General features: G+C 70.3%; 26 protein-coding genes and 1 pseudogene. 12 read left to right on the top strand and 15 right to left on the bottom strand.

Features of this window, described 5'->3' with window-relative positions; translation table 11 throughout:
- From OU415_RS28345 to OU415_RS28300, 10 genes are all read right to left on the bottom strand, one after another.
- On the bottom strand, positions 1–1,203 hold a 1,203-nt coding region (locus OU415_RS28345; RefSeq protein WP_270952384.1), incomplete at its 3' end, for a thiamine pyrophosphate-binding protein.
- 29 nt (positions 1,204–1,232) lie between these two features.
- On the bottom strand, positions 1,233–2,003 hold the full coding sequence (locus OU415_RS28340; protein WP_270952383.1) for an SDR family oxidoreductase: 771 nt from the start codon (positions 2,001–2,003) through the stop codon (positions 1,233–1,235).
- A gap of 10 nt (positions 2,004–2,013) precedes the next feature.
- Positions 2,014–2,763 (bottom strand): 3-oxoacyl-ACP reductase family protein, encoded by a 750-nt coding sequence (locus OU415_RS28335; RefSeq protein ID WP_270952381.1) that lies wholly within the window; start codon positions 2,761–2,763, stop codon positions 2,014–2,016.
- Positions 2,760–3,557 (bottom strand): alpha/beta fold hydrolase, encoded by a 798-nt coding sequence (locus OU415_RS28330; RefSeq protein ID WP_270952380.1) that lies wholly within the window; start codon positions 3,555–3,557, stop codon positions 2,760–2,762. Before OU415_RS28330 ends, OU415_RS28335 begins: the two co-directional genes overlap by 4 nt.
- On the bottom strand, positions 3,554–4,336 hold the full coding sequence (locus OU415_RS28325; protein WP_270952379.1) for an aspartate dehydrogenase domain-containing protein: 783 nt from the start codon (positions 4,334–4,336) through the stop codon (positions 3,554–3,556). Before OU415_RS28325 ends, OU415_RS28330 begins: the two co-directional genes overlap by 4 nt.
- Complete coding sequence (locus tag OU415_RS28320) at positions 4,333–5,268, bottom strand: VOC family protein (protein WP_270952378.1); 936 nt, start codon at positions 5,266–5,268, stop codon at positions 4,333–4,335. The genes OU415_RS28325 and OU415_RS28320 overlap by 4 nt, the downstream gene beginning before the upstream one ends.
- Before the next feature lie 14 nt (positions 5,269–5,282).
- A complete protein-coding gene (locus tag OU415_RS28315; protein ID WP_270952376.1) occupies positions 5,283–6,326 on the bottom strand; it encodes an aromatic ring-hydroxylating oxygenase subunit alpha in 1,044 nt (347 codons plus the stop codon).
- A 2-nt stretch (positions 6,327–6,328) separates the two neighbouring features.
- A complete protein-coding gene (locus OU415_RS28310; protein WP_270952375.1) occupies positions 6,329–6,553 on the bottom strand; it encodes a recombinase-like helix-turn-helix domain-containing protein in 225 nt (74 codons plus the stop codon).
- 58 nt (positions 6,554–6,611) lie between these two features.
- On the bottom strand, positions 6,612–7,550 hold the full coding sequence (locus OU415_RS28305; RefSeq protein WP_270952374.1) for a PDR/VanB family oxidoreductase: 939 nt from the start codon (positions 7,548–7,550) through the stop codon (positions 6,612–6,614).
- A 31-nt stretch (positions 7,551–7,581) separates the two neighbouring features.
- On the bottom strand, positions 7,582–8,103 hold the full coding sequence (locus OU415_RS28300; RefSeq protein WP_270952373.1) for a cupin domain-containing protein: 522 nt from the start codon (positions 8,101–8,103) through the stop codon (positions 7,582–7,584).
- A gap of 223 nt (positions 8,104–8,326) precedes the next feature.
- Here OU415_RS28300 and OU415_RS28295 point away from each other — a divergent pair, with 223 nt between their 5' ends.
- Complete coding sequence (locus OU415_RS28295) at positions 8,327–9,805, top strand: aldehyde dehydrogenase (protein WP_270952372.1); 1,479 nt, start codon at positions 8,327–8,329, stop codon at positions 9,803–9,805.
- 27 nt (positions 9,806–9,832) lie between these two features.
- On the opposite strand, the gene OU415_RS28290 is transcribed toward OU415_RS28295, so the two are convergent.
- Both OU415_RS28290 and OU415_RS28285 read right to left on the bottom strand, forming a co-directional pair.
- Positions 9,833–10,366 (bottom strand): MarR family winged helix-turn-helix transcriptional regulator, encoded by a 534-nt coding sequence (locus OU415_RS28290; RefSeq protein ID WP_270952371.1) that lies wholly within the window; start codon positions 10,364–10,366, stop codon positions 9,833–9,835.
- Positions 10,367–10,540: 174 nt separating this feature from the next.
- Positions 10,541–11,506 carry a LysR family transcriptional regulator gene (locus OU415_RS28285; protein ID WP_270952370.1) on the bottom strand — a complete coding sequence of 322 codons (966 nt, stop codon included), beginning with the start codon at positions 11,504–11,506 and terminating at the stop codon, positions 10,541–10,543.
- 127 nt (positions 11,507–11,633) lie between these two features.
- On the opposite strand from OU415_RS28285, the gene OU415_RS28280 reads away from it, so the two are divergent.
- Together OU415_RS28280 and OU415_RS28275 are read left to right on the top strand one after the other, a co-directional pair.
- Positions 11,634–12,863, top strand: coding sequence for an MFS transporter (locus OU415_RS28280; protein WP_270952368.1), 1,230 nt, complete (start codon positions 11,634–11,636; stop codon positions 12,861–12,863).
- Between the two features lie 51 nt (positions 12,864–12,914).
- Positions 12,915–14,552 carry a GMC oxidoreductase gene (locus tag OU415_RS28275; RefSeq protein WP_270952367.1) on the top strand — a complete coding sequence of 546 codons (1,638 nt, stop codon included), beginning with the start codon at positions 12,915–12,917 and terminating at the stop codon, positions 14,550–14,552.
- A 12-nt stretch (positions 14,553–14,564) separates the two neighbouring features.
- On the opposite strand, the gene OU415_RS28270 is transcribed toward OU415_RS28275, so the two are convergent.
- Both OU415_RS28270 and OU415_RS28265 read right to left on the bottom strand, forming a co-directional pair.
- Positions 14,565–15,830: an APC family permease gene (locus OU415_RS28270; RefSeq protein ID WP_270952366.1), complete on the bottom strand. Its 1,266-nt coding sequence runs from the start codon at positions 15,828–15,830 to the stop codon at positions 14,565–14,567.
- Complete coding sequence (locus tag OU415_RS28265) at positions 15,831–15,998, bottom strand: hypothetical protein (protein ID WP_270952365.1); 168 nt, start codon at positions 15,996–15,998, stop codon at positions 15,831–15,833.
- A 105-nt stretch (positions 15,999–16,103) separates the two neighbouring features.
- Here OU415_RS28265 and OU415_RS28260 point away from each other — a divergent pair, with 105 nt between their 5' ends.
- The 4 genes from OU415_RS28260 to OU415_RS28245 all read left to right on the top strand — a co-directional run bounded on the left by OU415_RS28260 (position 16,104) and on the right by OU415_RS28245 (position 19,239).
- Positions 16,104–16,382 carry a YiaA/YiaB family inner membrane protein gene (locus OU415_RS28260; protein ID WP_270952364.1) on the top strand — a complete coding sequence of 93 codons (279 nt, stop codon included), beginning with the start codon at positions 16,104–16,106 and terminating at the stop codon, positions 16,380–16,382.
- 300 nt (positions 16,383–16,682) lie between these two features.
- Positions 16,683–17,714: a hypothetical protein gene (locus tag OU415_RS28255; protein WP_270952362.1), complete on the top strand. Its 1,032-nt coding sequence runs from the start codon at positions 16,683–16,685 to the stop codon at positions 17,712–17,714.
- Between the two features lie 33 nt (positions 17,715–17,747).
- Positions 17,748–18,686 (top strand): formylglycine-generating enzyme family protein, encoded by a 939-nt coding sequence (locus tag OU415_RS28250; protein ID WP_408641927.1) that lies wholly within the window; start codon positions 17,748–17,750, stop codon positions 18,684–18,686.
- Positions 18,687–18,798: 112 nt separating this feature from the next.
- On the top strand, positions 18,799–19,239 hold the full coding sequence (locus OU415_RS28245; protein WP_270952360.1) for a nuclear transport factor 2 family protein: 441 nt from the start codon (positions 18,799–18,801) through the stop codon (positions 19,237–19,239).
- Between the two features lie 19 nt (positions 19,240–19,258).
- Here OU415_RS28245 and OU415_RS28240 read toward each other — a convergent pair.
- Positions 19,259–20,156 (bottom strand): annotated as a pseudogene (locus tag OU415_RS28240) (helix-turn-helix transcriptional regulator).
- A gap of 22 nt (positions 20,157–20,178) precedes the next feature.
- Here OU415_RS28240 and OU415_RS28235 point away from each other — a divergent pair.
- From OU415_RS28235 to OU415_RS28215, 5 genes are all read left to right on the top strand, one after another.
- Positions 20,179–21,099: an SDR family NAD(P)-dependent oxidoreductase gene (locus OU415_RS28235; protein WP_270952358.1), complete on the top strand. Its 921-nt coding sequence runs from the start codon at positions 20,179–20,181 to the stop codon at positions 21,097–21,099.
- A 198-nt stretch (positions 21,100–21,297) separates the two neighbouring features.
- Positions 21,298–22,620: an MFS transporter gene (locus tag OU415_RS28230; RefSeq protein ID WP_270952357.1), complete on the top strand. Its 1,323-nt coding sequence runs from the start codon at positions 21,298–21,300 to the stop codon at positions 22,618–22,620.
- The gene (locus OU415_RS28225; protein WP_270952356.1) at positions 22,617–23,402 is read left to right on the top strand and encodes an SDR family NAD(P)-dependent oxidoreductase; all 786 of its coding nucleotides are present in this window, start codon (positions 22,617–22,619) and stop codon (positions 23,400–23,402) included. The genes OU415_RS28230 and OU415_RS28225 overlap by 4 nt, the downstream gene beginning before the upstream one ends.
- Positions 23,399–23,791 carry a nuclear transport factor 2 family protein gene (locus tag OU415_RS28220; RefSeq protein ID WP_270952355.1) on the top strand — a complete coding sequence of 131 codons (393 nt, stop codon included), beginning with the start codon at positions 23,399–23,401 and terminating at the stop codon, positions 23,789–23,791. Before OU415_RS28225 ends, OU415_RS28220 begins: the two co-directional genes overlap by 4 nt.
- Positions 23,792–23,828: 37 nt before the next feature.
- The gene (locus OU415_RS28215; protein WP_270952354.1) at positions 23,829–24,647 is read left to right on the top strand and encodes an SDR family NAD(P)-dependent oxidoreductase; all 819 of its coding nucleotides are present in this window, start codon (positions 23,829–23,831) and stop codon (positions 24,645–24,647) included.
- Positions 24,648–24,653: the final 6 nt, after the last annotated feature.

Below are 24,653 nucleotides of genomic sequence, written 5' to 3'. Positions count from 1 at the left end.
GAACACGTTGGTGTTCGGGCGGTAGATCTCCAGCAGCCGGTTGCCCCACTGGCTGGACGGGATCGTGACGTCCCGCGCGATCACGGCTTCCGCGGGCAGCGTCTGCCGCATCGCATCGCAGATCAGCTGGTACCGGCCGATCGCCGAGCGGAGGTGCGCGCGCACCGCGGCGCGCGTGCTGGTCACCTTCGCCCGCCAGTCCGGCCCGCCGACCGTCGTGCCGGCCAGCTCGGCGAGCAGCTGCGGGAGCACCTGCTCAGTCTCACCGGTCAGTCCGACCGCGGCCGGGTGAACGCGTCCGACGGCTGCCGGGTCGACGTCGATCTGGACGTGCTTGGCGGGCAGCTGCAGCGAGTAGTGCTTGGTCTCGTTGGAGCGGAAGTGCGTGCCGATGGAGATCAGCAGATCGGCCTCGGCGAGCAGCGGTGCGGCTTCCGGGTTGGCCGCGAAGTTGCCGATCACCAGCTCGTGGTCCTCCGGCACGCTGCCGCGACCGGAGTTGCTGGTCAGCACCCCGGCGCTGAGCAGCTCGGCCAGCTCCCGCACCAGCTCGCCGGCCCCGGTGCCACCGCCGCCGACCCACAGGAGCGGGCGCTCGGCGCTGCGGATGACCTCGACGGCGCTGCGCACCGACGCCGGGTCGACCGACGGCGGCGTCGCACCTCGCTCAGCGGGAGCGGACGAGACCTGCTGCTCGGCGTACTGGAGATCGATCGGCCACTCCACACTGGACGGTCCACTGGGGACTGACAGCGCGCTGCGCACCGCTTCGCGCAGCACGCTCCCGGCTTCCCCGGCGGAAGCGACGGTCGCCGAGTGCTTGGAGATGGCGGCGAGCATCGAGGCCTGATCCTTGGTCTCGTGGATGACACCGCGGCCCTGGCCGAGGAACGGCGAGTCGATCTGACCGGTCACGTGCAGCACGCGGCTGCCCGCCGTCAACGCCTCGACCATCGCCCCGGCCGCGTTGCCCGCGCCGGTGCCGGTGCTGGTGATCGCGACGCCGAGTCCCCCGGTCGCCCGGGCGTAGCCGTCGGCGGCGTTGACCGCTGCCGCCTCGTGGCGCACCGGGACGAAGCGCAGGTCGCGGCTCACCGCTTCCACCAGCGGCAGGTTGTGCACGCTGACCACGCCGAAGGCGGTGTCGACGCCGTTGTCGCGCATGACCTGGACGAGCAGGTCACCGCCGTTGGTTCGGGTCATGGACAGTCCTTTCTGGGGGTGACGACCGCTCAGAGGTAACGGGCGATGCCGCCGCCGACGTCGATCGCGGAACCGGTGACGTAGGAGGCGCGCGGGGACAGCAGGGACACGATCGGGAAGGCGACCTCGTCGGCGGTGCCGAGCCGCCCCAGCGGAATTCCGCGATCGGCGGCCAGTTCCGCGCTCCACGCATCGAAGTCCAACGTGGACTCCGATGCTTCGTAGCGGCGGCGCCACTGCCCGGTGTCGATCAGGCCGAGGCACACCGAGTTGACTCGGATCCCGTCGGCGGCGAGCTCACCGGAGAGGGTCTTGGTGAGGTTCAGCAACGCGGCCCGCGCCGCCGAAGTGGCCGCCAGGCGCGCCTCGGGCTGGCGCGCCAGGATCGCGTTGACGTTCACGACCGAGGCCGCGGCGGATTCGCGCAGCCACGGCTGGGCGGCCTGGACCACGTGCAGGACGCTGAAGATCTTCAGCTCCAGCTCCTCGCGCCACTGCCGGTCCTCGGTCTCGGACAGCCGCGCCATCAGGGAACGCCCGGCGTTGTTGACCACCCCGTCGATCCCGCCGAAGGCCTCGGCGGCCTGCGCGACGAAGTCCTGCACCGCCGATTCGTCCAGCACGTCGCAGGTCCCGAGGTGCACCGGCAGTCCGTCGAACGCCGTCTTGAGCCGGTCCGCGTCGCGCGCACAAGCCGCGACGTTCGCGCCCTCGGCGATCAGCATCTTGGCGGTGGCCAGGCCGACCCCGGAGCTCGCCCCGGTCACCACCACGGTGCGGCCGGTCAGGTCGAGGTCCATCGTTTCCTCCTCATCGGCAGACGAAGCCGCCGTCCACGAGCAGCGTCTGGCCGGTGATGTAAGCGGCCGCGTCGGACAGCAGGAACCGCACCGCGCCCACCAGGTCCTCCGGCTGCTGCGGGCGCTCCAGGGCGCGGTTGATGCGGTACAGCTCGTGCCTTTCGGCAGGCACGGTCTGGGTCGCCTCGCACTCGGTGATGCCCGGCGCGATCGCGTTGACGGTGATCCCGTCGGGCCCGGCGTCCCGCGCCCTCGCGCGGGTCATGGCCACGATCGCGCCCTTGGACGCGACGTAGTGCATCAGCCGGGGCGGACCGTAGAACGCCACGTCGGAGGCGATGTTGAGGATCCGCCCGTCGCCCCTGGCGCGCAGTTGCGGGTAGAGCGCCTTCGACACCAGCCAGGTGCCGCGCAGGTTGACCGACATGATCCGGTCGAACTCGTCCGGCTCGATGTCGTAGAAGTACTTGCCGCCGACTCCGTCGGCCAGCGCCGCGTTGTTGACCACCCCGTACGCTCCGCCGAGTTCGGCGACCCGGTCCGCGAGCTGCTGCACCGAGCCGGGGTCGGACACATCGGTGTCCACCCGGTGCACGGGAACGCCGTGCGCGGCGAGCTCTTCGACCGCGCTGGCAGCGAACTGCGGGTTCCGCTCGGCGATCACGAGGTGCGCCCCGGCCTCGGCGAGGTCGTGGGCTATCGCGAGTCCCAAACCCCGGCCGGCGCCGGTGACCACGACCAGTCGTCCATCGAGCGTCACAGCGCACCTCCTCCGGTGTCGACTTCGGCGAGGAACGCCCGCACGGCGGCGTTGAACTCCTCGGGGCGTTCCTGGTTGGCGGCGTGGCCCGCATCGGGGATCTCGACCAGCCGGGCGTCGGGGATCTGCTCGGCCAGCGCCCGGCTCTCGGCCACACCGGTCACGACGTCCTCGCTGCCGACGAGCACCAGCGTCGGCGTGGTGATCTCCGCCAGCTGGGCGGAGTGGTCGGTCGCGGCCATCACCCGGGCGGCGTTGCCGTAACCGCGCGGCCGGACCCGCGACATCAACGCCACGACCCGCTCCAGCACTGCTGGATCCGCACCGGGCGCCACCAGGCGCTGTGCCCTTTCCGCCGCGAAAGCCTCCGCACCGCGAGCGGTGAGGTCCCGAGCCCGCTCGGCCATCGCCTTCCGGCCGTCGGCCGTGCGTCCCGAACCGCGCGAGGAGTCGGCGAGGATCAGCGACCGCAGCACCTCCGGCGCCTTGATCGCGACCCGGGTCGCGATGACCCCGCCCCACGACACCCCGAGCAGGTGCGCCGGTTCGGCATCGAGCCCGCGCAGCACCGACACGACCGCGTCGGCGTAGGCGTCCAGATCCGGTTCGCCGGGCAGATCGGCGGATCCGCCGTAGCCGGGTGCGTCCCAGGCGATGACCCGGTGCTCTCCGGCCAGCCCGGACAGCTGGGAGTCGAACGCCTCGGCCGCACCTCCGATGCCGTGCAGCAGCACCAGCGGGGTGCCATCGCCTGCTTCCAGAACGTCCACATCGGACACTTTCGACCGGATCATGCGAACGCTCCAGTGGGTGCGGCCAGCCGTCCCACTGCGGCCAGCACCGCGTGCGGAACCACGCCGCTGGTCGCCGGGTTCGCTGCGGACGGGTGGTTGCGGATCTCGAACCGGTAGTCGCCCGCACTGCCCTCGGCGGTGATCACGTGGCTGGTCAGCGGGGCGTTCGGATCGGCGACCACGGTCGCTTCCACCAGGTCCCAATCCCCCACCGCCAGCGCGACCGACGCGGCGACGTTGGCCGACGCCGGGAACGCGGCCGTGATCTCGCGGGCCGGGCCGCGCATCAGCTCGACCGGTTCGGTCGCCGTCCGCAACTGCTGCGCGACGTCCTCGCCCATCCACCTCTGGACCAGCGTGGGCGCCTTCTTCGTGGTCACGATCCGCACCGCCGACACCCCGCCCATCCGGGCGGTCGCCGCGAGCACGTCCAGCCCGCCGATCGCGCCGCTGCACAGGTGCAGCCGGCCGGGGCCGGTGTCGCGCAGCGAGGCCAGCAGCGCGTCGTCGGCCAGCGCTCCGATGGACACCACCAGCAGATCCGTACCGGAGGCCACGATGGACGGTCCGAGTTCGGCCAGCGCGCGTTGCCCCGCGCACTCGACGATCAGATCCGCCTGCTCGATCGCGGCGTCGATGCTCAGCACCGGCAGTCCTGGCGGGTCGTCGCGCTCGGCGTGCACCACCCCGACGAGCTCGGCACCGGGGACTCCACCGTCCCGGACCGCGTGCGCCACGACGCTGCCGATCGCGCCGCAGCCGAGGATCGCCACCTTCACGACTGCACCAGCTCCCGGTAGCCGGGATCGGGCTTGCCCGCCATGTGCGAGCGGGCGTCCTTCGACGGCGGGCCGGCGGTGCCCCACTGGTCGGAGAGCTCCGCGGTGCGCCGCCACACCCGGCAGAGCCAGGCGTCCTCCTCGACCTGCGCGACGTCGGAGGTGTACTCGCAGACCAGACCGGCCGGATCGGCGAAGTAGGAGAAGGTGTTCGAGCCCGGCCCGTGCCGACCCGGCCCCCACAGCGGGGTGATGCCGTTGTGCTTGAGCCGTCCGATGCCGCGCATGAAGTGGTCCATCGACGGCATCTCGTAGGCGACGTGGTTGACCGAGGTCCACTGCGCCTGGTTGAACGCGATCACGTGGTGGTCGGAGTTGCAGCGCAGGAACGCCATCTGGTGCTCGGACCAGTCCGAGATCCGCATCCCCAGCACCCGCGTGTAGAACTCGCAGGCGGCGTCGATGTCGACCGTGTTGAGCACGACGTGCGCCACCTTGCGCGGGACCGCGGGAAGACCGTTGGGATCTTGCGCCACAACAGCTTCCACGTTGCAGGACAGCTCGATGAGCCGTCCTTCCGGGTCGACGAGCCGGAGCCCGTACCCGCCGCCGATCTGGTCGAGCGGACCGGGTTCGGCCAGCATCGGCACCCCGAGCTCGGACAGGCGGCGACCGGCCGCGTCGATCTCAGCGGGCGTGCCGACCGCGAAGGCGATCTTGCCCAGCCCGTTCTGCTCGGCCTGCTGCAGCTCGACGATGTGGTGCTCGGAGCCGGTCCCGCGCAACCACGCGGTGTCCTGCTCGGTCTCCACCGGGGTCAGGCCCCACACCTCGTGGTAGAACTCGGCGGCCTCGGCGAACCGTTCGGTGCGCAGGCTGACCGAGCGCAACGACCGAAGCTTCACCACCGGTTCGGCATCGGGGAATTGCATGATGTGCACTCCAATCAGCGGGCGGCCGCGCGGACCGGCTTGCGTTCGGCGAGCGCGGCGGCTTGGCGCTTGGCCTCGGCGCGCAGCATCCGGCGCAGCCGGACCAGCGCGATGTCGTGCTGGTAGAGGTTCTCGCCGGACCAGGCGTCGTCGGGCATCGCCTCGGCCATGACGCGGTCCTGCTCCAGCACCTGCCAGTGCCGGGCCTCGATCCGGTTCTTGTACAGGAACCGCCAGCTGTCCCGCTGCCAGCCGCTGACTTTCCGGCAGCGCCAGAAGAACCCGGCGTGCTGGTGCTCGTTGATCGCGGTCACGCAGGCGACGATGGTGAACGGGCCGCCCGGACCAGCGGTGTCCGGGTACGGGATGTCCAGGGTGACCGACTGCAGCCCGCCGGTGTCCACCCACTCCGACCAGTCGAAGTTGACGCCGCGCTGGTCGGTCTTCTCGAAGACGAAACCGGTGTCGGTGTCCCGGATCTGGAACGCCGCCTCCCGCTTCCCGCTGAACATCGTGTGGCTGTTGCGGTGCAGGAACGCCCCGTGCATCGGGTCCATCAGGTTGTCCACCGACAGCAGGTAGGAGGCGTCCCACTCGACGTAGCAGAGGAAGTCGTCCCACTCCCCTCCCGCGATCGGCTCGGGCACCTGCAGCGGGGTCGGCTCGGCGGACTCGTCCGCGCCGAACCAGGCGAAGATCGCACCGGCGTGCTCCTGCGCCGGGAAGGTGCGCAGCGCCTTGCGGCCTTCCAGCGCGCACCCCGGGCTGCCGGGCACCGACGCCACGACGCCGTCGCCGTCGAGCTGGACGCCGTGGTAGTTGCACGCGATCCGGTCGCCCATGTGCACGCCCAACGACAGCCGCGCGGAGCGGTGCGGGCACCGGTCCTCCTGCACGTGGACGACACCGGAACTGTCGCGCCACAGCAGGAGTTCCTCGCCCGCGCGCTCGATGCGGGTCAGCTCACCGGGGCGGACCTGGCGCGACGGGCACAGCGGGTACCAGCGGTCCCGCAGCCCGAGCCGCAGGAGCTGGTCCTCGGTCTGCAGCTTGGTCATCCTCAGATCTCCTTCGCACCGAGGCGGGCGAGTTCGCCGGTGAGCGCCTGCTCGGTCCAGTCCGAGCCGTCCGCCGGGCGGACCCCCGTCTCGTTGAGCGCGGCGACCAGACCGGGCAGGTCGTGCACGCCCCGGCCGTAGATCGCCTCCAGCTCGTCGGCGAAGGCGTCCTCGTAACTCGTGGTGGGTGAGAGCCGGGTCTGCACCGGCTCCAGGTTCAGCGTCATGTCAGTTCTCCAGGTCACGACGGGGAGGCCCCGTCGAGGTAGAGGTCGGCTCGACGGCTCAGAGGTCCAGCACCAGTTCGGCGGAGCGGCAGCGGGAAACGCAGATCATCATCGTGTCGCCGGCTTCCCGCTCGGCCGGGCTGAGCACGTGGTCGCGGTGCTCGGGTTCACCGCCGAGGACCTTGGTCTCGCACGTGCCGCAGACGCCCTCCTGGCAGGAGTTCGGCACGTCGATCCCGGACGCGGCCAGCGCGTCCAGCACCGAAGTGCCCGGGGCCACCGGCACGCGGACGCCGGAATTGCCGCACACGACCTCGAAGGATTCGTCCGAAGTGGACTTCGGCACCTCCGGCGCGCGGAACCGCTCGACGCGCAGCACCGACGGATCGGGGAGCGTCGATTCCACCGCGTTGATGAGCGGTTCCGGCCCGCAGCAGTACACCAGTTCGCCCTCGGCGACAGCGCCCAGCTCGGCGCGCAGGTCCGGCGGACCGCCGCGTTCGTCGTCGGCGTGGACGCGGACCCGGTCGCCGCCGAGCTCCTGGAGCCGGGGCAGGAAGGCCATGCTCTCCCGCGACCGTCCGCAGTAGACCATCCGCCAGTCCGCACCGCGCTCGGCGAGCCGCCGGGCCATCGCCAGGATCGGCGTCACTCCGATGCCGCCGGCGATGAGGAGATGGCGCTCGGCCGGTTCCAGCGGGAAGTTGTTGCGCGGGCCCTCGACCTCCAGCAGGGTGCCCGCGGTCAACCGCTCGTGCACCCAGCTGCTGCCGCCGCGCGAGTTCGGTTCGCGCAGGACCGCGACCGTCCAGCTGCGCCGGTCGGCCGGGTCGCCGCACAGCGAGTACTCCCGCGTCATGCCGTTGCCCAACCGCAGCGCCAGGTGCGCTCCCGGCTCCCACGCCGGCAGGTCGGCTCCCGCCGGATCGCGGAACTCCACCTGCACCACGCCGTTTGCGAGCCACGTCGTGCTGTGCACTCGGACCGCGTGCGCCATGCTCCTCACCCCGGACCTTCCTCGAAGCGGTTCAGTCTCGCGTGACGCCGTGCACCGGCGAGGTCGCCGGATAGGTCGGCAGCTGCGGCTTCTGGGCACCGATGACCACGCAGAACAGCGCGTCGGTGTCGCCGATGGCCTTCAGGCTGCGGGGCACGCCGGCGGGCACCCGGATCAGGTCGCGGTAGCCGAGCACGCGGGTCGCGGTCCTGGTGCCGTCCTCGACGTCGTGGACGCTGACCTCCAGCTGGCCCTCCAGCACGAAGAACACCTCTTCCACGTCGTGGTGGGTGTGCTCCGGGCCGATCGCGCCCAGCGGCAGCCGCATGTTGGAGAAGGTGAAGTGCTCCGAGGGCAGCGTGCGGCTGTCGCCGTCGTGGTTGCCGGTGGCGCCGGAACCGATGTAGCGGATCTGCGCCCGGCGGAATTCGTCACCGGCCTTGGTCTGGAACGCGAGGGTGTCCCAGTCCTCGTTGCGGCTCTCCCGCGAGGCGATGCAGGAGTCGATGAGGGCGTCCAGGTCGGTCCGGGTCCCGGTGTCTGCTGCGGTCATCGCTCAACCTCCGAAGTTCTTTTAGCAGTAAGCGATTAAGTGGTGAGCAGTATGAGCATGTCGCTGTGACCCGCACAACCCCCAGCGCGAAAATTCCGCGGAAGATCTTTTATCTTCGCAGGTCAAAGGCGACAAACCCGGAAACCCCCGTCGGAATCCGGCTCCAGGTATTGACTTAGCCGTAAGATACTTGGCCATCCCCAACCGATGCCGGAGGTGCACCATGAGAAGGCTCCCGACAGCCGACGAGATCCCCGTCGCGGGCCGCTGGCAGCGCGGCCGCGGCACCCCGCTGGAGTGCGTCGACCCGGCCACCGGCGAGGTCCTCGCCAAGCTCACCGCGGCCTCGCCCGAGGACGTCGACGAAGCGGCCCGCGCCGGAGCGCGCGCCGCAGCGGATCCCGCCTGGCGGGACCTGCTCCCGCACGAACGCGCCCGGTTCCTGGTCCGGATCGGCGACCTGGTCGACCACCACGCCGACGAGCTGGCCGAGCTGCAGACCCGCAACACCGGCAAGACCCTGACCGAGACCCGCGCCCTCGTGCGCAGCGCGGCCGGCACCTTCCGCTTCTACGCCGCCGCCCTGGAGACCACCGAAACCCCGCTGACCCCGCAGCGCGGGCCCTACCTGACGATGAGCGTGCCCGAACCGATCGGCGTGGTCGGCGCGATCACCCCGTGGAACTCCCCCATCGCCAGCGATGCGCAGAAGATCGCGCCGGCGCTCGCCGCCGGGAACGCGGTGCTGCTGAAGCCCGCCGAAGCAACACCCCTGGTATCGCTCGCGCTCGCCCGGCTGGTGGACGAGGCGGGACTGCCCCCGGGGCTCCTGTCGGTCCTGCCCGGCAAGGGGTCGGTGGTCGGGGACGCGATCGTCCGCCACCCGGCGGTGGGCAAGGTCTCCTTCACCGGCGGCACCGACACCGGCCGCACCATCGGGCGCCTCGCCGCGGACAAGTTCATGCCGCTGACCAGCGAACTCGGCGGGAAGTCCCCGACGATCGTGTGCGAGGACGCCGACCTGGAGCAGGCCGCCGCCGGAATCCTGTTCGGGATCTTCTCCTCCAGCGGGCAGAGCTGCATCGCCGGTTCCCGGATCTTCGTGCCCGAGACGCTCTACGCCGAGTTCGTCGAGCGCCTCGTCGCCGGGACCCGGCGGCTCCGGGTCGGTCCGGGCACCGACCCGGACAGCCAGGTCGGGCCGCTGGTCACCTTCGCCCACCGCGACCGGGTGGCGGCGCTGGTGGACCGCGCGCGCGAGGAGGGCGCCAACGTCCTGTGCGGCGGCCGGATCCCCGATGACCCGGAACTGGCCGGCGGCGCGTACTACCTGCCGACCCTGCTGGACGGGCTGGGCAACGACGCGCTCACCTGCCAGGAGGAGATCTTCGGCCCGGTCGGCGTCGTGCTGCCCTACCGCGACGAGGACGAGCTGATCGCGCTGGCCAACGACACGATCTTCGGCCTGGCCTGCGGGATCTGGACCCGCGACTACCGTCGGGCCTGGCGGCTGGCCCGGCGCATCGACGCGGGCACCGCGTGGATCAACACCTACAAGCAGTTCAGCATCTCCACCCCGTTCAGCGGGATGAAGGCCAGCGGTGTCGGCACCGACAAGGGCCGCGACGCGATCCTGCAGTACACCCGCCAGAAGAGCCTCTACTGGGGCCTGGACGAAACCCCGCTCCCCTGGGCCCGCTGACCGGCGCGGGTGAGCGGTCCCGGCGGATCACTCGCCCGCGCGCTTGGCCTCCGCGTGGTCCAGCGACGCTTCGAGCCGGCTGAGCAGGTCGGCGAGGCGCTCCTGCTCCGTGGCGGAAAGACCGCTGAGCATGTCGCGCTCGTTGGCGAAGTGCGCCGCGATGACCTCGTCGGTGAAGACGCGCCCCTTCTCGGTCAACTGCACGTAGACGGTCCGCCGGTCCTCGGAGTCGCGTTCCCGCTCCACCAGGCCGGAGGCTTCGAGCTTGTCGACGCGCTGCGTGATCCCGCCCGTGGTCACCAGCGCGGCCTCGGCGAGCTCACCGGCGGTCCGCCGGTAGGGACTGCCGGCCCGCCGCAGCGAAGCGAGGATGCTGAACCCGGCCATGGTCAGGTCGTGCGCGTGGAAGATCCGGTTCAGCTGGTCCTGGTAGCGGTAGAAGGCGCGGTGCAGGCGCCCGAACACGGCCATACCCGTGGCATCGACCTCCGGGACCTCCCGCCGCCACTCCTCCAGCATGAAGTCAACCGCGTCCGGCCGAGACCGGCTGCGCCGAGCCACCGCACTCACCACCCGAAACCCCGACGAACAAGAGCAGCACTAAGAATAACAGGGCTAAGGGATCCGGCCGGCGCCATCCGCTCATCCCCCAGAAGACCACCGCCGAGCCGCAATGCAGCCCGCAAGAGACGACGACGCCCGAGAACCGGGACACAACAGAACAAACCGACCGGCTCAGGAGATTCCGGCGTCGGGGTCGTCGCTTCCCACGGGCATCGCAGCCCAGGACGGGAGCCACGTCGCCCCGGGGAGGGGGTTCAGGTTCCGGAAGTGCCTGATGATGCCGCGCAGCCCTGGGTGCGGGCTCGTCTTGGGCAGGATGAGCGAGATCGGGTAAGCGATCGCCGGATCGGCGATCGGGATGCGGCGGAGGTCGTAGTTCGCCGGCCAGGCGTACCGGTCGCGCGAGCCGACGAGGGTTGCCAGGTCCGGGGATTCCGCGAGGGCGTCCAGGAGCACCTCGGTGCCGAAGTTCGGGCCGGCGGCGTCGACCCGCAGGTCGAACTCCGCGGTGAGCTGGTCGTAGAACTCGGCCCACTCGCTTCGCGGCGTGATGCCCGGAACCCAGATCCGGTGCCCGTGCAGCTGCGCGGGCGTCAGCGCTCGCGCGGCGGCGAGCGGGTGCTTCGGCCCCACCAGGAGCTGGAGCGGCGAATCGAACGCGCGGATCATCTGCACGTCTTCAGGCAGCCTGGCGGGGTCGGTGATGGTGCGGAAGGTGGCGTCCACGTCGCCGGTCTGAACAGCCGTGACCGCCTGGCGCGGGTCGCTGGCCCGGATGGTGACCACGTCGAGATCGGTTTCGGGATGCGCCCGCCAGTAGTCGTGCAGGACGACCGCCTGCGCGGTGCGCAGACCGAGGACGTCGATCCGAAGGGCCCGCGATCCCGGCCGGATCGCGCTGATCGCGCGATCGACGTGCGCGACGACGTTCCGCGCGTGAGCGAGGAACGCTTGCCCGTCGAGCGTCAGCTCGACCCCGCGCGTGGTCCGGGTGAACAGGCGAACACCGAGCTCCCGCTCGAGGGCGGCGATGCGCTTCGAAACGGCCTGCTGGGTCACGCCGAGCTCGTCAGCGGCGTGCTGCAACTGGCCGAATTCCGCGGCCAGGACGAACGAGCGCACTGCGTTGGTGTCCACCGGCCCGGACTATAGCGACCCAACTGATCGTTGTGGCGCACCGAGGAGTCGTTGTTTGATCCCCGCCTGGAACGACTGGTGCGATGCCTGGACACGAGCATCGGTTGTTCAAGGGAGTTGCATCGACGTGCGGTTGGGACGCGATTTCGGCTGGCTGTGGTCAGCCCACGCGGCGAGCACTTACGGCACGTGGATCGCCTTCGGCGCATTCCCGTTGATCGCCGTGCGCGAACTGCACTCGCCGGCGTTCGCCGTCTCACTCCTGGAAGGGGCGGGCTTGGTGGTGGCGGCGATCGTCGCGATTCCGCTCGGGCCGTGGATCCAGCACCGCACCAAGCGGCCCGTGATGATCGGGATGGACTTGATCCGCTTCCTGGCGATGGCGAGCATCCCGATGGCGTACCTCGTGGGCTCGCTCTCCTACGGGCACCTGCTCGTCGTCTCGATCCTCTCCGGAACGGCGAGCATCGCGTTCACCGCCGCCTCCGGCGCGCACCTGAAGCACCTGGTCCGCAGCGACCACCTACTCACCGCGAACGGGAGGTTCGAGGGAACGACCTGGGTGGCGACCGCGGCGGGACCGCCCTTGGGCGGAGCCCTGGTCGGGATCTTCGGTCCGGTCACCACCATCGCGGCGGATGCGAGCAGCTACTTGCTCTCCGCGCTCGCGATCCTCCGCATCCGCGGAACCGACGTCGCAACGCCCAGGAATCCGGCGAAACTACGATTCGCCGACTTCGCCCGGGGCTGGTCGGTCATCTTCCACGACCGCGCGCTGAGACTCCTGTTCCTGAACCAGATGGCGGTCAACGGACTGATCATGGCCACCGGCCCGCTCCTGGCCGTCCTCCTCCTCGGCGAGTACCACTTCTCGGCGCTGGAGTACGGACTCGCCTTCGGCATCCCCAGCCTCGGGGGCTTCGCCGGCGCCCGGCTGTCCGCGCGACTCGTCTCCCGCTACGGGCGGCAGCGCGTCATGACCGCCACCGGATGGCTGCGATCGATCTTCCCGCTGGGCCTCGCTTTCATCCAGCCCGGTGTCCCGGGCCTCCTCACCGTGATCGTCGTGGAAGGCCTGCTGATCGCGTGCATGGGAATCTTCAACCCCATCAACGCGACTGAGAGACTGCAGCGCTCTCCCGCCGAGCACGCGGCCCAAGTCGTCAGCGCGTGGAGCATCAGCAGCAAGCTCTCCCAGGCCGCCTTCATAGCGGTGTGGGGCGTCCTCGCCACTCTCACCAGCCCGCTGACCGCTATCACCACCTCCGGCGTCCTCCTGCTCGGCACACCGCTGCTGCTGCCGAAGCAGGAGCACCTCACACCAGCGGGTGAACATCATTCACGTTTGCCCTGCTAACGCGAATCTGCTTCGGATTGGTGATTGTGGACGTGCTTTCGCGAGGCAACCATGGGCAGCGTGACCTCCCCCTTGTCCCGCAGGCGGTTCCTCGGTTTCGCCGCCCTGAACTCCGCTGCCCTGCTCGGCCTCAACACGATCTCCACGACGACCGCGTCCGCCGCGACGCGCACCGGCGACGCCGTGCCTGCCGTGGTCATCGGCACGGGCTACGGCGCCGCCGTCACGGCGTTGCGCCTGGGCGAAGCGGGCATTCCCACGGTGATGCTCGAGATGGGCAGGCTGTGGGACACACCCGGCGCCGACGGCAACGTCTTCTGCAACATGCTGCGGCCGGACGGGCGCGCGATGTGGCTGAAGGACCGCACTCTGGCGCCGCTGGCGTCCTTCCTGTGGATGGACGTCATCAACCACGACACCGAGCGCTACCCGGGTGTGCTCGACCGCGTCGACCACGGAGACATGTCGGTCTACCTCGGTCGCGGTGTCGGCGGCGGCTCGCTGGTCAACGGCGCGATGGCCGTGGTGCCCAAGCGGAACTACTTCGAGGAGGTCCTGCCCGCCGTCGACGCCGACGAGATGTACGGCAAGTACTTCCCGCGGGCCACCGCGGCGCTCGGGGTCAACCACGTCGACCCCGACTGGTTCGAGACCTGCGATTCCTACCGGTACGCCCGCTTGTCCCGCGCGCACGCCCACCGGGCGGGACTGAAGACGACCTTCGTGCCCAGCGTCTACGACTTCGACTACCTGCGCCGGGAAGAAGCCGGTGAGGTCCCCCGCTCGGCGCTCGCCTGCGAGGTGATCTACGGCAACAACCACGGCAAGCGGTCGCTGGACAAGACCTACCTCGCCGATGCGCTCGGCACCGGCAACGTGACCATCCGCGCGCTGCACGAGGCGCGGGCGATCCGCCGCGACGACACCGGCGGCTACGTGCTCACGGTGCACCGGCGCGACGAATCCGGCGAAATCGTCGAGAGAACGGAGATCGCCGCCCAGCGGGTGTTCCTGGGAGCGGGCAGCCTCGGCTCGACCGAACTGCTGCTGCGCGCGCGGGACACCGGAACGCTGCCGGAGCTCGGCGCGGAGATCGGGCAGGGCTGGGGCCCTAACGGCAACGTCATGCTCGGCCGCGCGAACCACGTCTGGGACACCGCTGGAGGCACCCAGTCCGCGATGCCCGCACTCGGCATCGACGCGTGGGAAGACCCAGAACACCCGGTCTTCGCCGAGATCGCACCGATCCCGGCGGGCACCGAGCTGTGGGTCAGCCTGTACCTGGCGATCACGAAGAATCCCGAGCGCGGCCACTTCAGCTACGACCCCGCCACCGACTCGGCACGCCTGCACTGGAGGACCGAGCAGGGGCAGCTCTCGATCCAGCAGGCGAAAGCGCTCTTCGACAAGATCAACCGCGCGAACGGAACCACCTACCGCACAGACCTCTTCGGCGACACCCGCCCGTTCGAGAACCGCTTCACCTACCACCCGCTCGGCGGCCTCGTGCTCGGCCGAGCCACCGACGACTACGGGCGGGTGCGCGGTTGCCCCGGCCTCTACGTCACCGACGGCTCGCTGATCCCCGGCAGCACCGGCGTGAACCCGTTCGTCACGATCACCGCCCTCGCCGAGCGAAACATCGAACGCATCCTCGCCGAGGACTGGCCGACTCCGGCCAGCAGCTGACGGCAGGGCGGGTCAGCGGCGGGCGAGCACGACGGCGCGCGCGGTCAGCCCCACGGCGAAGACAGCGGCACCGGCAAGGGCCGATTGCCAGGGCAAGGTGACGACCAGGACCAGGCAGCCGACGAGACCGGCGGCGTTGAGCCAGCGCGGCCACCGGCGCTGCGCAGCGGGTTGCGTCCAGGCCGAGGCATTGGCGATGGCGTAGTAGACGAGCACCCCGAACGAGGAGAAGCCGATGACACCGCGCAGGTCGGTGGTGGCCACCAGCGCGCACACGACCACCGCGAGGACGAGTTCGGCGTGGTGCGGCACCCGGTACCGGGGGTGCACGGCGGCCAGCCAGCCCGGCAGGTCGCGGTTGCGGGCCATGGCCAGGCTGGTGCGGCCGATCCCGGCGATGAGCGTCAACAACGCCCCGAGACCGGCGACCACACCACCGATGCGCACGACCGGGGCGAGCGCACCGGCTCCAGTGGCTTGCAGGGCTTCGGTGAGCGGAGCGGTTGCCGCCGCCAGACGGTCGGGGCCGAACGCGGTGAGCACGGCCAGCCCCACCACGGCGTAGACGATCACGGTGATGCCCAGGGCGAGCGGGATGGCGCGGGGGATCGTCCGGCGCGGATCGCGGACCTCCTCCCCCAGCGTCGCGATGCGGGCGTACCCGGCGAAGGCGAAGAACAGCAGTCCCGCCGCCTGCAAGATGCCGTAGGGACCACTGGACGTCAGCGCTCCCCAACCACCGAGCCGGTCGACGTGGACACCGCTCGCGAAGATGCCGACCACCACCACGGCCAGCGCGATCAAGCTGAGCGCGACCAGCACCCGGGTCAGCACGGCGGTCTTGGTGACACCGCGGTAGTTCAGCGCGGCCAGGGCGAGCACCGCGGCGATCGCGACGATCTTCTGCAGCCACCCCGGCCCCGGAACCGCGTAGGTGGCGACGGTCAGCGCCATGGCCGCGCAGGAGGCCGTCTTGCCGATCACGAAGCCCCAACCGGCGGCGAAACCCCACCACGGGCCGAGCCGCTCCCGGCCGTAGGCGTAGGTGCCGCCCGAGGTGGGATGCGCTGCGGCGAGTTGCGCGGAGGCCACGGCGTTGCAGTAGGCGATGGCCGCGGCGAGCACCAGGCCGATCATCAGGCCGCTGCCCGCCGCCTTCGCCGCCGGGCCGAAGGCGGCGAACACACCGGCGCCGATCATCGACCCCAACCCGATGACCACCGCGTCACCGGTACCGAGCCGTCGCGCCAAACCGGGCTGCGGAGCGTCCGAGGACATCTAGGCGAACCTCTCCACCGGTCGGCACTCGTCACGGACGACGATGAGCTCGCGCATCCGGTACGGGTGCATCGGCTCCTCCGCCGGCACCGGCCTCCGCTGATTGCTCCTCGCCACGGGACAGACCTTGAGCCCAGCGGCGATCACGTCGACCTGGTCACGCGTCACGCCAGGAGGGTACCGCCGAAGGGACGCAGCAGACTGCGGCCCTCACCCGGTAAACGAGGATATTTACGCATGCCGCGACGGCATTTCCCCGACAAGATGATCGGCATGAATCAGAATTCCAGCACCACCAACGCCTTCTTCGTGCAGTCGATCGTTTCCTTCGGGGTCGCGCTGACCGCCTCCACGATCAGCGTCATCTACCTGCCGGTCGACGGCTGGATCCGCGCATTCCTGGCCCTGGCGCTGCTGTACGCGGTCACCTCGACGTTCACGCTCGCGAAGTGCGTGCGGGACAGGCAGGAAGCGGCCAGCGTGATCAGCAGGGTGGACCAGGCCCGACTGGACAAGTTCCTCGCCGAACACGACTTGATCAGCCGCCCCTGAGGTCGGACGGTTCCTCGATCCGTTCGGAGGACGCCCAGCACGATCATCCCTCCACATAGGTCTCAGCGCTTCGCTGAGCCGATTGACAACCGTGCGGCAGCCGGGGAAGCATCCGGGCACATGATCTCGATGTCCCGGCGCCGTTTGCTCCAATTGTCCGCTGCAGCCGGTCTCACCACGCTCGGCGCGGGCGCTTGCAGCACCCCGAGCCGAGGGCAGCCCCAGTCGGCCGTTCAGCAGGTCACAGCACCGCCGCCGAGCGGCGTTCTCGGTGCGAATTTCAACGGTGACCCGCGCGTGATGACCTTCGGCGAGCTCGAGACCGCCGGCGCGACCTGGGTGCGCGGCTTCTTCGCCATGCCCGACGCGGACGAGGGCGAACCAGGCGAGGCACCGGCGATCAGCACCCTGCTGCAGGCCAGCGCGCGCGGCTACGGAACAGTGCTGTCGCTGAAATTCCCCTCCTTCCCGGAACGCGGGAAGCCGTTGCCGCGCCCCGGAACTGATGCGATGAACGCCGAGCTGAGGCGGCTGGACCAGGTGCTGCCGGCAGTGCTGGACGAGGTCGACGTCCTGGTGATCGGCAACGAGCCGTTCATCGAATGCCCGCACGACGACTGGAACAACGGCGCCATCAACGCCTTCTACGAGGCCGTCGCCGACCACGTCATCGAGTACCGCGCCGCGCACTTCCCCGGCGGGTGCCGGACAGCGCTGTACATGGGCGCGCTCAACCACCTCGAGGGCCCCGGGTGGACAGGTGCGGGCACCGAGCGCTGGATGACCTACGTCCGCGACACCCCGGAGATCGAGGGCACCGACATCCACCCGCACGTCGCGAGCCTGGCGGACTCCGACGCCTACCTCGACTACGTGCTGCCCCGGCTGGGCCCGGACAAGAAGTTCCTCGTCACCGAGTTCTCCCTCGTCCAGCTCTGGGAGGAGCACCTGACCGACCGGGTGGCCGCCGAGTACGCCGCGAAGTACGGCGTGCCGCCGGGCACGCGGGTGTGGCAGGTCATCAAGAAGGCGCTCGACGAGCCGTTCCCGCAGGACCGGTGGTACGACTTCCTGCGCACCAGCCCGTGGTTCGAGAACAACAAGGACTACCTGCGCGACCAGGTGCGGAAGTTCCGGGCCACCGGCAAACTCGCGGTGGCCACCTACGGGATCGGCCAGGACACCGCCATGTCGAGCGACTTCGGACCGGGCAAGAAGCCGTGGCTGCTGAACAGCTTGTTCGCCTCGCGCTCGGTGCAGCCCCTGCCCGACGGCACCCCGGCTCCCAACTACGCCTGGCTCGACGAGTTCAAGGCCCTGCAGCACCGGTGACGGCCGGCTCCACCGGCGGTTTACCGTGAACCCGTGAGCACCGACCACTCCTGCTGCGGCCCCAGCCGCTCCGCGCTCGACACCGCGACGACCAGCGACCCCGCGCCGGAACCGGCCGCCACCGGGCGCTCCCCGGAGCTGGTGTCCCTGCCCGGCGGCACGTTCAGCATGGGCGCGGAGGACCCGGACGGCTTCCCCGCCGACGGGGAAGGACCGGTGCGGTCGGTGACCGTGGAGCCGTTCCAGGTCGCGGTGCACGCGGTGACCAACGCGCAGTTCGCCGAGTTCACCGAGGCGACCGGGTACGTCACCGACGCCGAGCGGTTCGGCTGGTCGTACGTGTTCGCCGGGTTCCTCCCCGGCTCGCTGCGGAAGGACTCGCCGCGACCGGATGCGGCCCCGTGGTGGTGCGGTGTGCGAGGTGCGTCCTGGCAGCACCCGGAGGGTCCCGGATCCACTGTGGAGGAACGGCTGGACCATCCCGCGGTGCACGTGTCCTGGCACGACGCGGTGGCGTTCTGCCGCTGGTCGGGCACCCGGCTGCCCACCGAGGCCGAGTGGGAGTACGCCGCGCGCGGCGGGCTGGAGCGCAAGCGGTTCGCGTGGGGCGACGAGCTGGCACCCGGCGGTGAGCACCGGTGCAACATCTGGCAGGGCCAGTTCCCGGTCAAGAACACCGTCGAGGACGGCTACCGGGGCACGGCGCCGGTGGACGCCTTCCCGCCCAACGGGTTCGGGCTGCACAACGTCGCGGGCAACGTCTGGGAGTGGTGCGCGGACTGGTGGGGCGTCGACCACTCCGCCGCCGCGAACCGCAACCCGACCGGCCCCGCCGAGGGCACGTCGAAGGTGATGCGCGGCGGCTCGTACTTGTGCCACGACTCCTACTGCAACCGCTACCGCGTCGCCGCCCGCACGAGCAACACCCCCGACAGCTCCAGCGGCAACCTCGGCTTCCGCGTCGCCTCCTGACGGCGCGACCTTCCCGGTGACCGGGACTGGCCCCACCGCCGGAACAGCGACGAGGCGATGATCCCGCGCAGCCACCCGACGAGCGTCTCAGCCGGAAGGACGGGATGAGCACATGTGCTCCTGCCAGGACCGCAACGCGGTGACCGACGTGGTGAACCGCTACGCCTACGCACTCGACACCCGGCAGTGGAGTTCGCTCGACGAGGTGTTCGCGGCCGACGCGGTCGCCCGCTACGGGAGCCCGGAGGCCTCCCCGCTGCACGGACGCGAGGAGATCGTGGCATCGATCCGGTCGCACCTCGACGGCTGCGGTCCGTCGCAGCACCTGCTGGGCAACCACCTGGTCGAGATCAGCGGTGACACCGCCACCGCGATCTGCAAGGCCCGCGTCTTCCACTACGGCGCGGGCACCCGTTCCGAACTGCCGCCGTACGAGTGCTTCGGTGTCTACCGAGACCACCTCCGCCGCGAACCCGCGGGCTGGCGCATCACCGACCGGACCTTCGACGTGCACCTCGCCATCGGCGACATCGAGGTCCTGCAACCCGCCTGACCTCCAGCGGTGGAGCTGGTCACGGGGGCGTGGTTGCGGTGCGGCCCCCGGTGACGCGGAGGAGGTCGAGCTTTCCCGCGTCGGTGGTTCCGGCCGCTGCCGTGTAGGTGACCAGACGCAGGTCCGCGTCCGGGGCCACGAGGACGTCGCAGTCCAGCGAGATGTCGCCGATCTCCGGGTGCCGGATCGTCTTCTGCTCGGTCACGTGCGGCGCCAGCGTCGCCGTGGTCCTTGAGGTCGGCGGCGATCGACGCTGCGAACACCTCCTCGCCGCGTTCCGACCGAACCGGACGCAGCGCGGCGCGGGCCGGGCCGTCACCGAACAGGGCTCGGGCGAGGTTCCGCTCGGCTACCGGGAGTCCGGCGGGATCACCGTGCAACGCGCACCACATCGAGTTCCACCACACCAGGGTCCAGTCGGCGGTGAACACCCCGATCGGAACATCTCCCAGCCGCGCGGCGAGGCGCTGGACCCCCGGTGACACGTGGGTGCTGATCGTCGCGTCCTGCGGCGGCAAGAGCCCGGCAGCTCGGTGCAGCTGGTCGCGCTCGGCCCGCGACAGCTGGAGTGCGCGGGCGAGGGCGCCGACGACCTGGGCCGAGGGGTTCTTCGCGCGCCCCTGCTCCAGACGCAGGACGTAGTCGACGGAAAGCCCCGCCAGTTGCGCGAGCTCCTCCCGCCGCAGGCCCGGGGCACGACGACCGGCCGTCGCGGGGAAGCCGGCGCCGGCCGGGGAAAGGCGGTCGCGCCAGGCGTGCAGGAGCCGGCCGAAGTCGGAGCGTGAGGCAGCCACGGCTTCATTGTTGCTCCCAGCCTCCACATCAACCTGGGTACTGCCAGTCCTGGTGCCGGGGACGGCCCTGGTCGGCGACGGCGCGGGCGGTGAACGTCGTGGGTACGCCAGTCCGGCGCCCATCGACCTGCCCAGGAGCCCTTCCATGCAGCACACCATCGTGATGACGGGCGCGAGCCGCGGGATCGGCCGCGTCGCAGCAGAGCACGTGCTGCGCCAGTCGCCCGACGTGCACCTCCTCGTCGTCGCCCGCGGTGCCTCCGGCGCACAGCTGGCCGCAGAGCTGGGACGAGGCGGACACGCGGTCACGCACGTCCCGGCCGATCTCGGCTCGCTGCAGAGCGTCCGATCGGCCGCCGCCGAAATCCACGCCCGGCTCGACCGCGGTGAACTGCCGCCGCTGCGCGGCTTCGCGGGCAACGCCGGCCTGCAGTTCACGAACGCATTGACCGAAGGACCCGAGGGATTCGAGTCCACCTTCACCGTCAACGTCCTCACCAACCACCTGCTCGTCCGCTCGCTCCAGGACCGCTTCACCACTCCTGCACGCATCGTGATCACGGTCAGCGACACCCACTTCGGCGACTTCAAGCACAACATGGGCATGGTGCCCGGCCCGGTCTGGAAGTCCCCGGACGTCCTGGCCCGCACCGGTGCGTTCCCCGAGCCGGGCACCGCGGTCGCCGGGCGCACCGCGTACTCGACGAGCAAGCTCGCCGCCATCCACCTCGTGCACGAGTACGCGCGCCGCCTGCCGACCGGGATCGACGTGCTCTCCTACAACCCGGGGTTCGTTCCCGGCACCGGTCTCGCCCGCAACGCCGGACCCGTCTCCCGGTTCGCGATGCGCTGGATCCTGCCGGTGCTGACCCTCACGCGGTTCGCGACCAGCCGCAGTGCCGCGGGGCGTCACCTGGCCGATGTCGTCCTCGGCAGGATCAAGGCACCGACGGGGTCCTACGTCGACCGAAATCGCGTGGCCCGGTCGTCCGAGGAGTCCTACGACCCGCTGCGCGAGCGTGACCTGTGGGACGCCGTCGAAGAGTTCACCGGCGTCACGCGTTAGGCGCTCCTACCTGGACGACCGGGAGGTTCTCCTGCGAGCACTTCGAAAACCGCTGGGGGTCGGGCTCCACCGACCGTTGCCAACGGGCGCGGCAGATCCATATACTCCCATTTAATGAGCATGACGCTCACTATTTGAGCACTGCTGCGCTCATCCGTCCCGGACGAGGGCCGCGAGGACCGCACCGAAGGACATTCAATGGCGAATTCCACCACCGACGGCGTCGCAGCCGCCGACAGAACGGGCGCGCGGCCCGCGCAGTCGCACGCCAAGGTCATCCGAGCCGCCATCCTGGGCACCGTCGTCGAGTACTACGACTTCGGCATCTACGGCTACATGGCGACCATGATCAGCGCCCACTTCTTCGTCGACGACGATCCGACCGCGGCCCTGCTCGGCACCTTCGCCGCGTTCGCCGTGGCGTTCTTCCTCCGCGTTCCGGGCGGGATCTTCTTCGGCCACATCGGCGACAAGTACGGCCGCAAGAAGGCGCTGACCTGGACGATCCTGCTGATGGCGGTCGCCACCGCCCTGATGGGCCTGCTGCCCACCTACGCCACGCTCGGCGTGTGGGCGACCGCTTTGCTGACGCTGTCGCGGTGCCTGCAGGGCTTCGCCGCCGGCGGCGAGCTCGGCGGCGCCAACTCGTTCGTCTCCGAGCACGCGCCGCCCAAGTGGCGCGCCTTCCAGACGTCGATGGTCAACTCCGGCACCTACATCGGGTCGCTGTGCGCGTCCCTGATGGCGCTCGCGCTCACCACCGGCCTGTCGGCCGAGCAGGTCCAGGCCTGGGGCTGGCGGATCCCGTTCCTGCTGAGCCTGGTCATCGGCCTGGTCGGGCTGTGGATCCGCAACTCGCTGGACGAGACCGAGCAGTTCGAGGACGTCCAGCAGCAGAGCGAGGTCGTGAAAGTCCCGCTGTTCGCGGTGCTTTCGACCGCCTGGCGGCAGGTCCTCGTCATCGTCCTGCTCGGTGCGGTGATCACCGGCGGCTACTACATCGCTTCGGTCTACGCCGCGACGTACCTGCAGACCGCCGGTCAGCGCTCGCCCCAGTTCGCCTTCGCCGCGACGTGCATCGCGATGGTCCTGGGCGTGATCACCCTGCCGGTCTCGGGCTACCTCGGCGATCGCATCGGGCGCAAGCCGGTGTTCATCGGCGGATCCGCCGCCGGGGCGCTGCTCGGGGTGCCGATGTTCATGCTCATGGCCGACGGCCCGGGACCACTGGCGATCCTGGCCCCGGCAGTGCTGTTCATCTGCGTGTCCGTGGTCAACGGCGTTTCGTTCGCCACCTACGCCGAGATGCTGCGGGCCCGGTTCCGGTACAGCGGGATCGCATTGGGCAACAACGTGACCAACATGCTGCTCGGCGGCACCGCACCGTTCATCGCCACGCTGCTGGTGAGCGCGACGGGCAACAAGCTCGCCCCGGCCGGGTACTTCGTCGCCTGCGCCCTGATCAGCCTCGTCACCTCGTTCTTCCTCAAGGAGACCAAGGGAAGGGAGCTCGAACTGTGACTGCCAGATTTCGCGATCGCCGGATCGTGGTGACCGGTGGCGGGAGCGGCATGGGCCGGGCCGAAGCGCTCGGTCTCGCCGGAGAAGGAGCCGACGTCCTGGTGGCCGACATCGACCTGGACGCCGCCCGCGCCGTCGCCGACGAGATCACCGCAGCAGGGGGCACCGGCCAGGCCCACCAGCTCGACGTGGCCGACCCCGCCGCGTGGGAGGAACTCGCGGCGGGTTTCGACGGAAAAGCGTTGCACGGCTTGGTGAACAACGCCGGCGTGAGCTTCCGGAAGGGCATCGCGGAGACCGCGGTCGACGACTGGTGGCGAGTCATGGACATCAACCTCTCCAGCGTCTTCTTCGGCATGAAGTTCCTCTCCGGTCCGCTGAAGCGGGCCGAGGGCGCATCGGTGGTCAACGTGTCCTCGATCGCCGGGATGGTCGGCTACTTCTCCGCCTCCTACGGGGCGAGCAAGTGGGGTGTGCGCGGACTGTCCAAAGTGGCCTCGCTCGAGTTCGCGGCCGAGGGGATCCGGGTGAACTCGGTCCACCCGGGGCTGGTCGACACTCCCCTGCTGCACTCCGGTGACGACCGGTTCGTCGACGAGAGCCTCCGATCCGTTCCCGCCGGTCGAGTCGCTTCCCCCGAGGAAATCGCCGGAGCCGTCGCCTTCCTGCTCTCCGACGACGCCTCCTACGTCAACGGCACCGAACTCGTCGTCGACGGCGGCCTGGTGTCCAGCGGCATCTACCACCGCATCACCACCGCCCTGGCCGAGGACGCCTCATGACCGGTCCGCTGCTGGAAATCCTGAACCTGCTGGGAAAGCAGGCGCACGCCATCGACGGCGGTGCAGCGCGGCAGTGGGCCGAGACGTTCACCCACGACGGTGTGTTCCGCTCCCCCACCTACCCCGAGCCGGTCCGGGGCCGGGACGCGCTCACCGAGTTCGCCGCCGCCTTCGCCGCGAACAACCCACGCACCCACCACATCGTCACCAACGTCTGCATCGACCGCGAGATCAGCGCGGACGAGTGCCTGGTCAAGGCCAACCTGCTCATCGTGCGGACCACGAGCTCCGACGCGGTGAGCGTCGACCGGGTCACCACCACCGACGACCGCTTCGTCCGCCGCGACGGGCGCTGGCTGATCGCCGAGCGGGCAGTCACCCGCGACTGAACCACCTCTTCCTGCGAGCACCTGGAGAAATCCCGAGATGACGGCACCGAACGACCAGGCCAACCCGACGCGCGCGGACGCCAGCCCGCTCTCCGCGAACTACCCCGAACTCGTCGGCAAGGTCGCCGTCGTGACCGGCGCGGGCCGCGGCATGGGCGCGGTCTTCACCACCGAGCTCGCCCGGCGCGGCGTCCACGTGGTGGCCGGTGACCTCACCGGTGCGCCCGAGATCGCCGACCAGGTCAACGGGGACCTCGCCGACGGCGGGCGGGTGCTCGGCCACCGCGCCGACGTCACCGACCCCGCCGACCACGACGGCCTGCTGCACGCCGCGCTCGACGAGTTCGGCCGCGTCGACTTCTGGATCAACAACGCCGGGATCTTCCCGCAGGCCGAGTTCACCGAGATCCCGCCGGAGCAGATCACCTCCACCTACCAGGTCAACGTCAACGGCGTCGTCTACGGCGCGCAGACCGCCGCCCGGCACATGCGCGCCAACGGTGGCGGCGCGATCGTCAACATGGCCTCGGTGGCCGGCGTCCGGGTGCGGGTCACCCGGGCCGCCTACAACTCCTCCAAGGCCGCCGTGCGGCACCTGACCAGCTGCATGGCCGTGGAACTGGGCCCGGACAACATCCGCGTCAACGCCATCGCCCCCGGCTTCATCGACACCGAGATGACGCGGTGGGTGCGGGAAGACCCGGAAGCGCTCGACCGCGCGCTCACCACGGTGCCGCTGCGCCGGGTCGGAGCGCCCATCGAGGTCTTCGGAGCCCTGCAATTCCTGCTCTCCGACAGCGCCCGCTACATCACAGGCGCAGTGATCCCGGTAGATGGCGGCTCCCAACACATCTGAGGTAGA

This window comes from Saccharopolyspora oryzae (genome assembly GCF_027853915.1).
GTDB lineage: Bacteria > Actinomycetota > Actinomycetes > Mycobacteriales > Pseudonocardiaceae > Saccharopolyspora > Saccharopolyspora oryzae.
The sequence above is the reverse complement of the archived record's forward strand: the minus strand, read 5'-3'. Positions and strand labels throughout refer to the sequence as shown.

Excerpts from the sequence above, each read along its gene's own strand:
- OU415_RS28255 (WP_270952362.1), top strand. The coding sequence starts at position 16,683 with ATGACCTTCGGCGAGCTCGAGACCGCCGGCGCGACCTGGGTGCGCGGC.
- OU415_RS28270 (WP_270952366.1), bottom strand. The coding sequence starts at position 15,830 with ATGTCCTCGGACGCTCCGCAGCCCGGTTTGGCGCGACGGCTCGGTACC.
- OU415_RS28340 (WP_270952383.1), bottom strand. The coding sequence starts at position 2,003 with ATGGACCTCGACCTGACCGGCCGCACCGTGGTGGTGACCGGGGCGAGC.
- OU415_RS28260 (WP_270952364.1), top strand. The coding sequence starts at position 16,104 with ATGAATCAGAATTCCAGCACCACCAACGCCTTCTTCGTGCAGTCGATC.
- OU415_RS28215 (WP_270952354.1), top strand. The coding sequence starts at position 23,829 with ATGACGGCACCGAACGACCAGGCCAACCCGACGCGCGCGGACGCCAGC.
- OU415_RS28295 (WP_270952372.1), top strand. The coding sequence starts at position 8,327 with ATGAGAAGGCTCCCGACAGCCGACGAGATCCCCGTCGCGGGCCGCTGG.
- OU415_RS28230 (WP_270952357.1), top strand. The coding sequence starts at position 21,298 with ATGGCGAATTCCACCACCGACGGCGTCGCAGCCGCCGACAGAACGGGC.
- OU415_RS28320 (WP_270952378.1), bottom strand. The coding sequence starts at position 5,268 with ATGCAATTCCCCGATGCCGAACCGGTGGTGAAGCTTCGGTCGTTGCGC.
- OU415_RS28315 (WP_270952376.1), bottom strand. The coding sequence starts at position 6,326 with ATGACCAAGCTGCAGACCGAGGACCAGCTCCTGCGGCTCGGGCTGCGG.
- OU415_RS28310 (WP_270952375.1), bottom strand. The coding sequence starts at position 6,553 with ATGACGCTGAACCTGGAGCCGGTGCAGACCCGGCTCTCACCCACCACG.
- OU415_RS28220 (WP_270952355.1), top strand. The coding sequence starts at position 23,399 with ATGACCGGTCCGCTGCTGGAAATCCTGAACCTGCTGGGAAAGCAGGCG.
- OU415_RS28235 (WP_270952358.1), top strand. The coding sequence starts at position 20,179 with ATGCAGCACACCATCGTGATGACGGGCGCGAGCCGCGGGATCGGCCGC.
- OU415_RS28305 (WP_270952374.1), bottom strand. The coding sequence starts at position 7,550 with ATGGCGCACGCGGTCCGAGTGCACAGCACGACGTGGCTCGCAAACGGC.
- OU415_RS28245 (WP_270952360.1), top strand. The coding sequence starts at position 18,799 with ATGTGCTCCTGCCAGGACCGCAACGCGGTGACCGACGTGGTGAACCGC.
- OU415_RS28300 (WP_270952373.1), bottom strand. The coding sequence starts at position 8,103 with ATGACCGCAGCAGACACCGGGACCCGGACCGACCTGGACGCCCTCATC.
- OU415_RS28330 (WP_270952380.1), bottom strand. The coding sequence starts at position 3,557 with ATGATCCGGTCGAAAGTGTCCGATGTGGACGTTCTGGAAGCAGGCGAT.
- OU415_RS28275 (WP_270952367.1), top strand. The coding sequence starts at position 12,915 with ATGGGCAGCGTGACCTCCCCCTTGTCCCGCAGGCGGTTCCTCGGTTTC.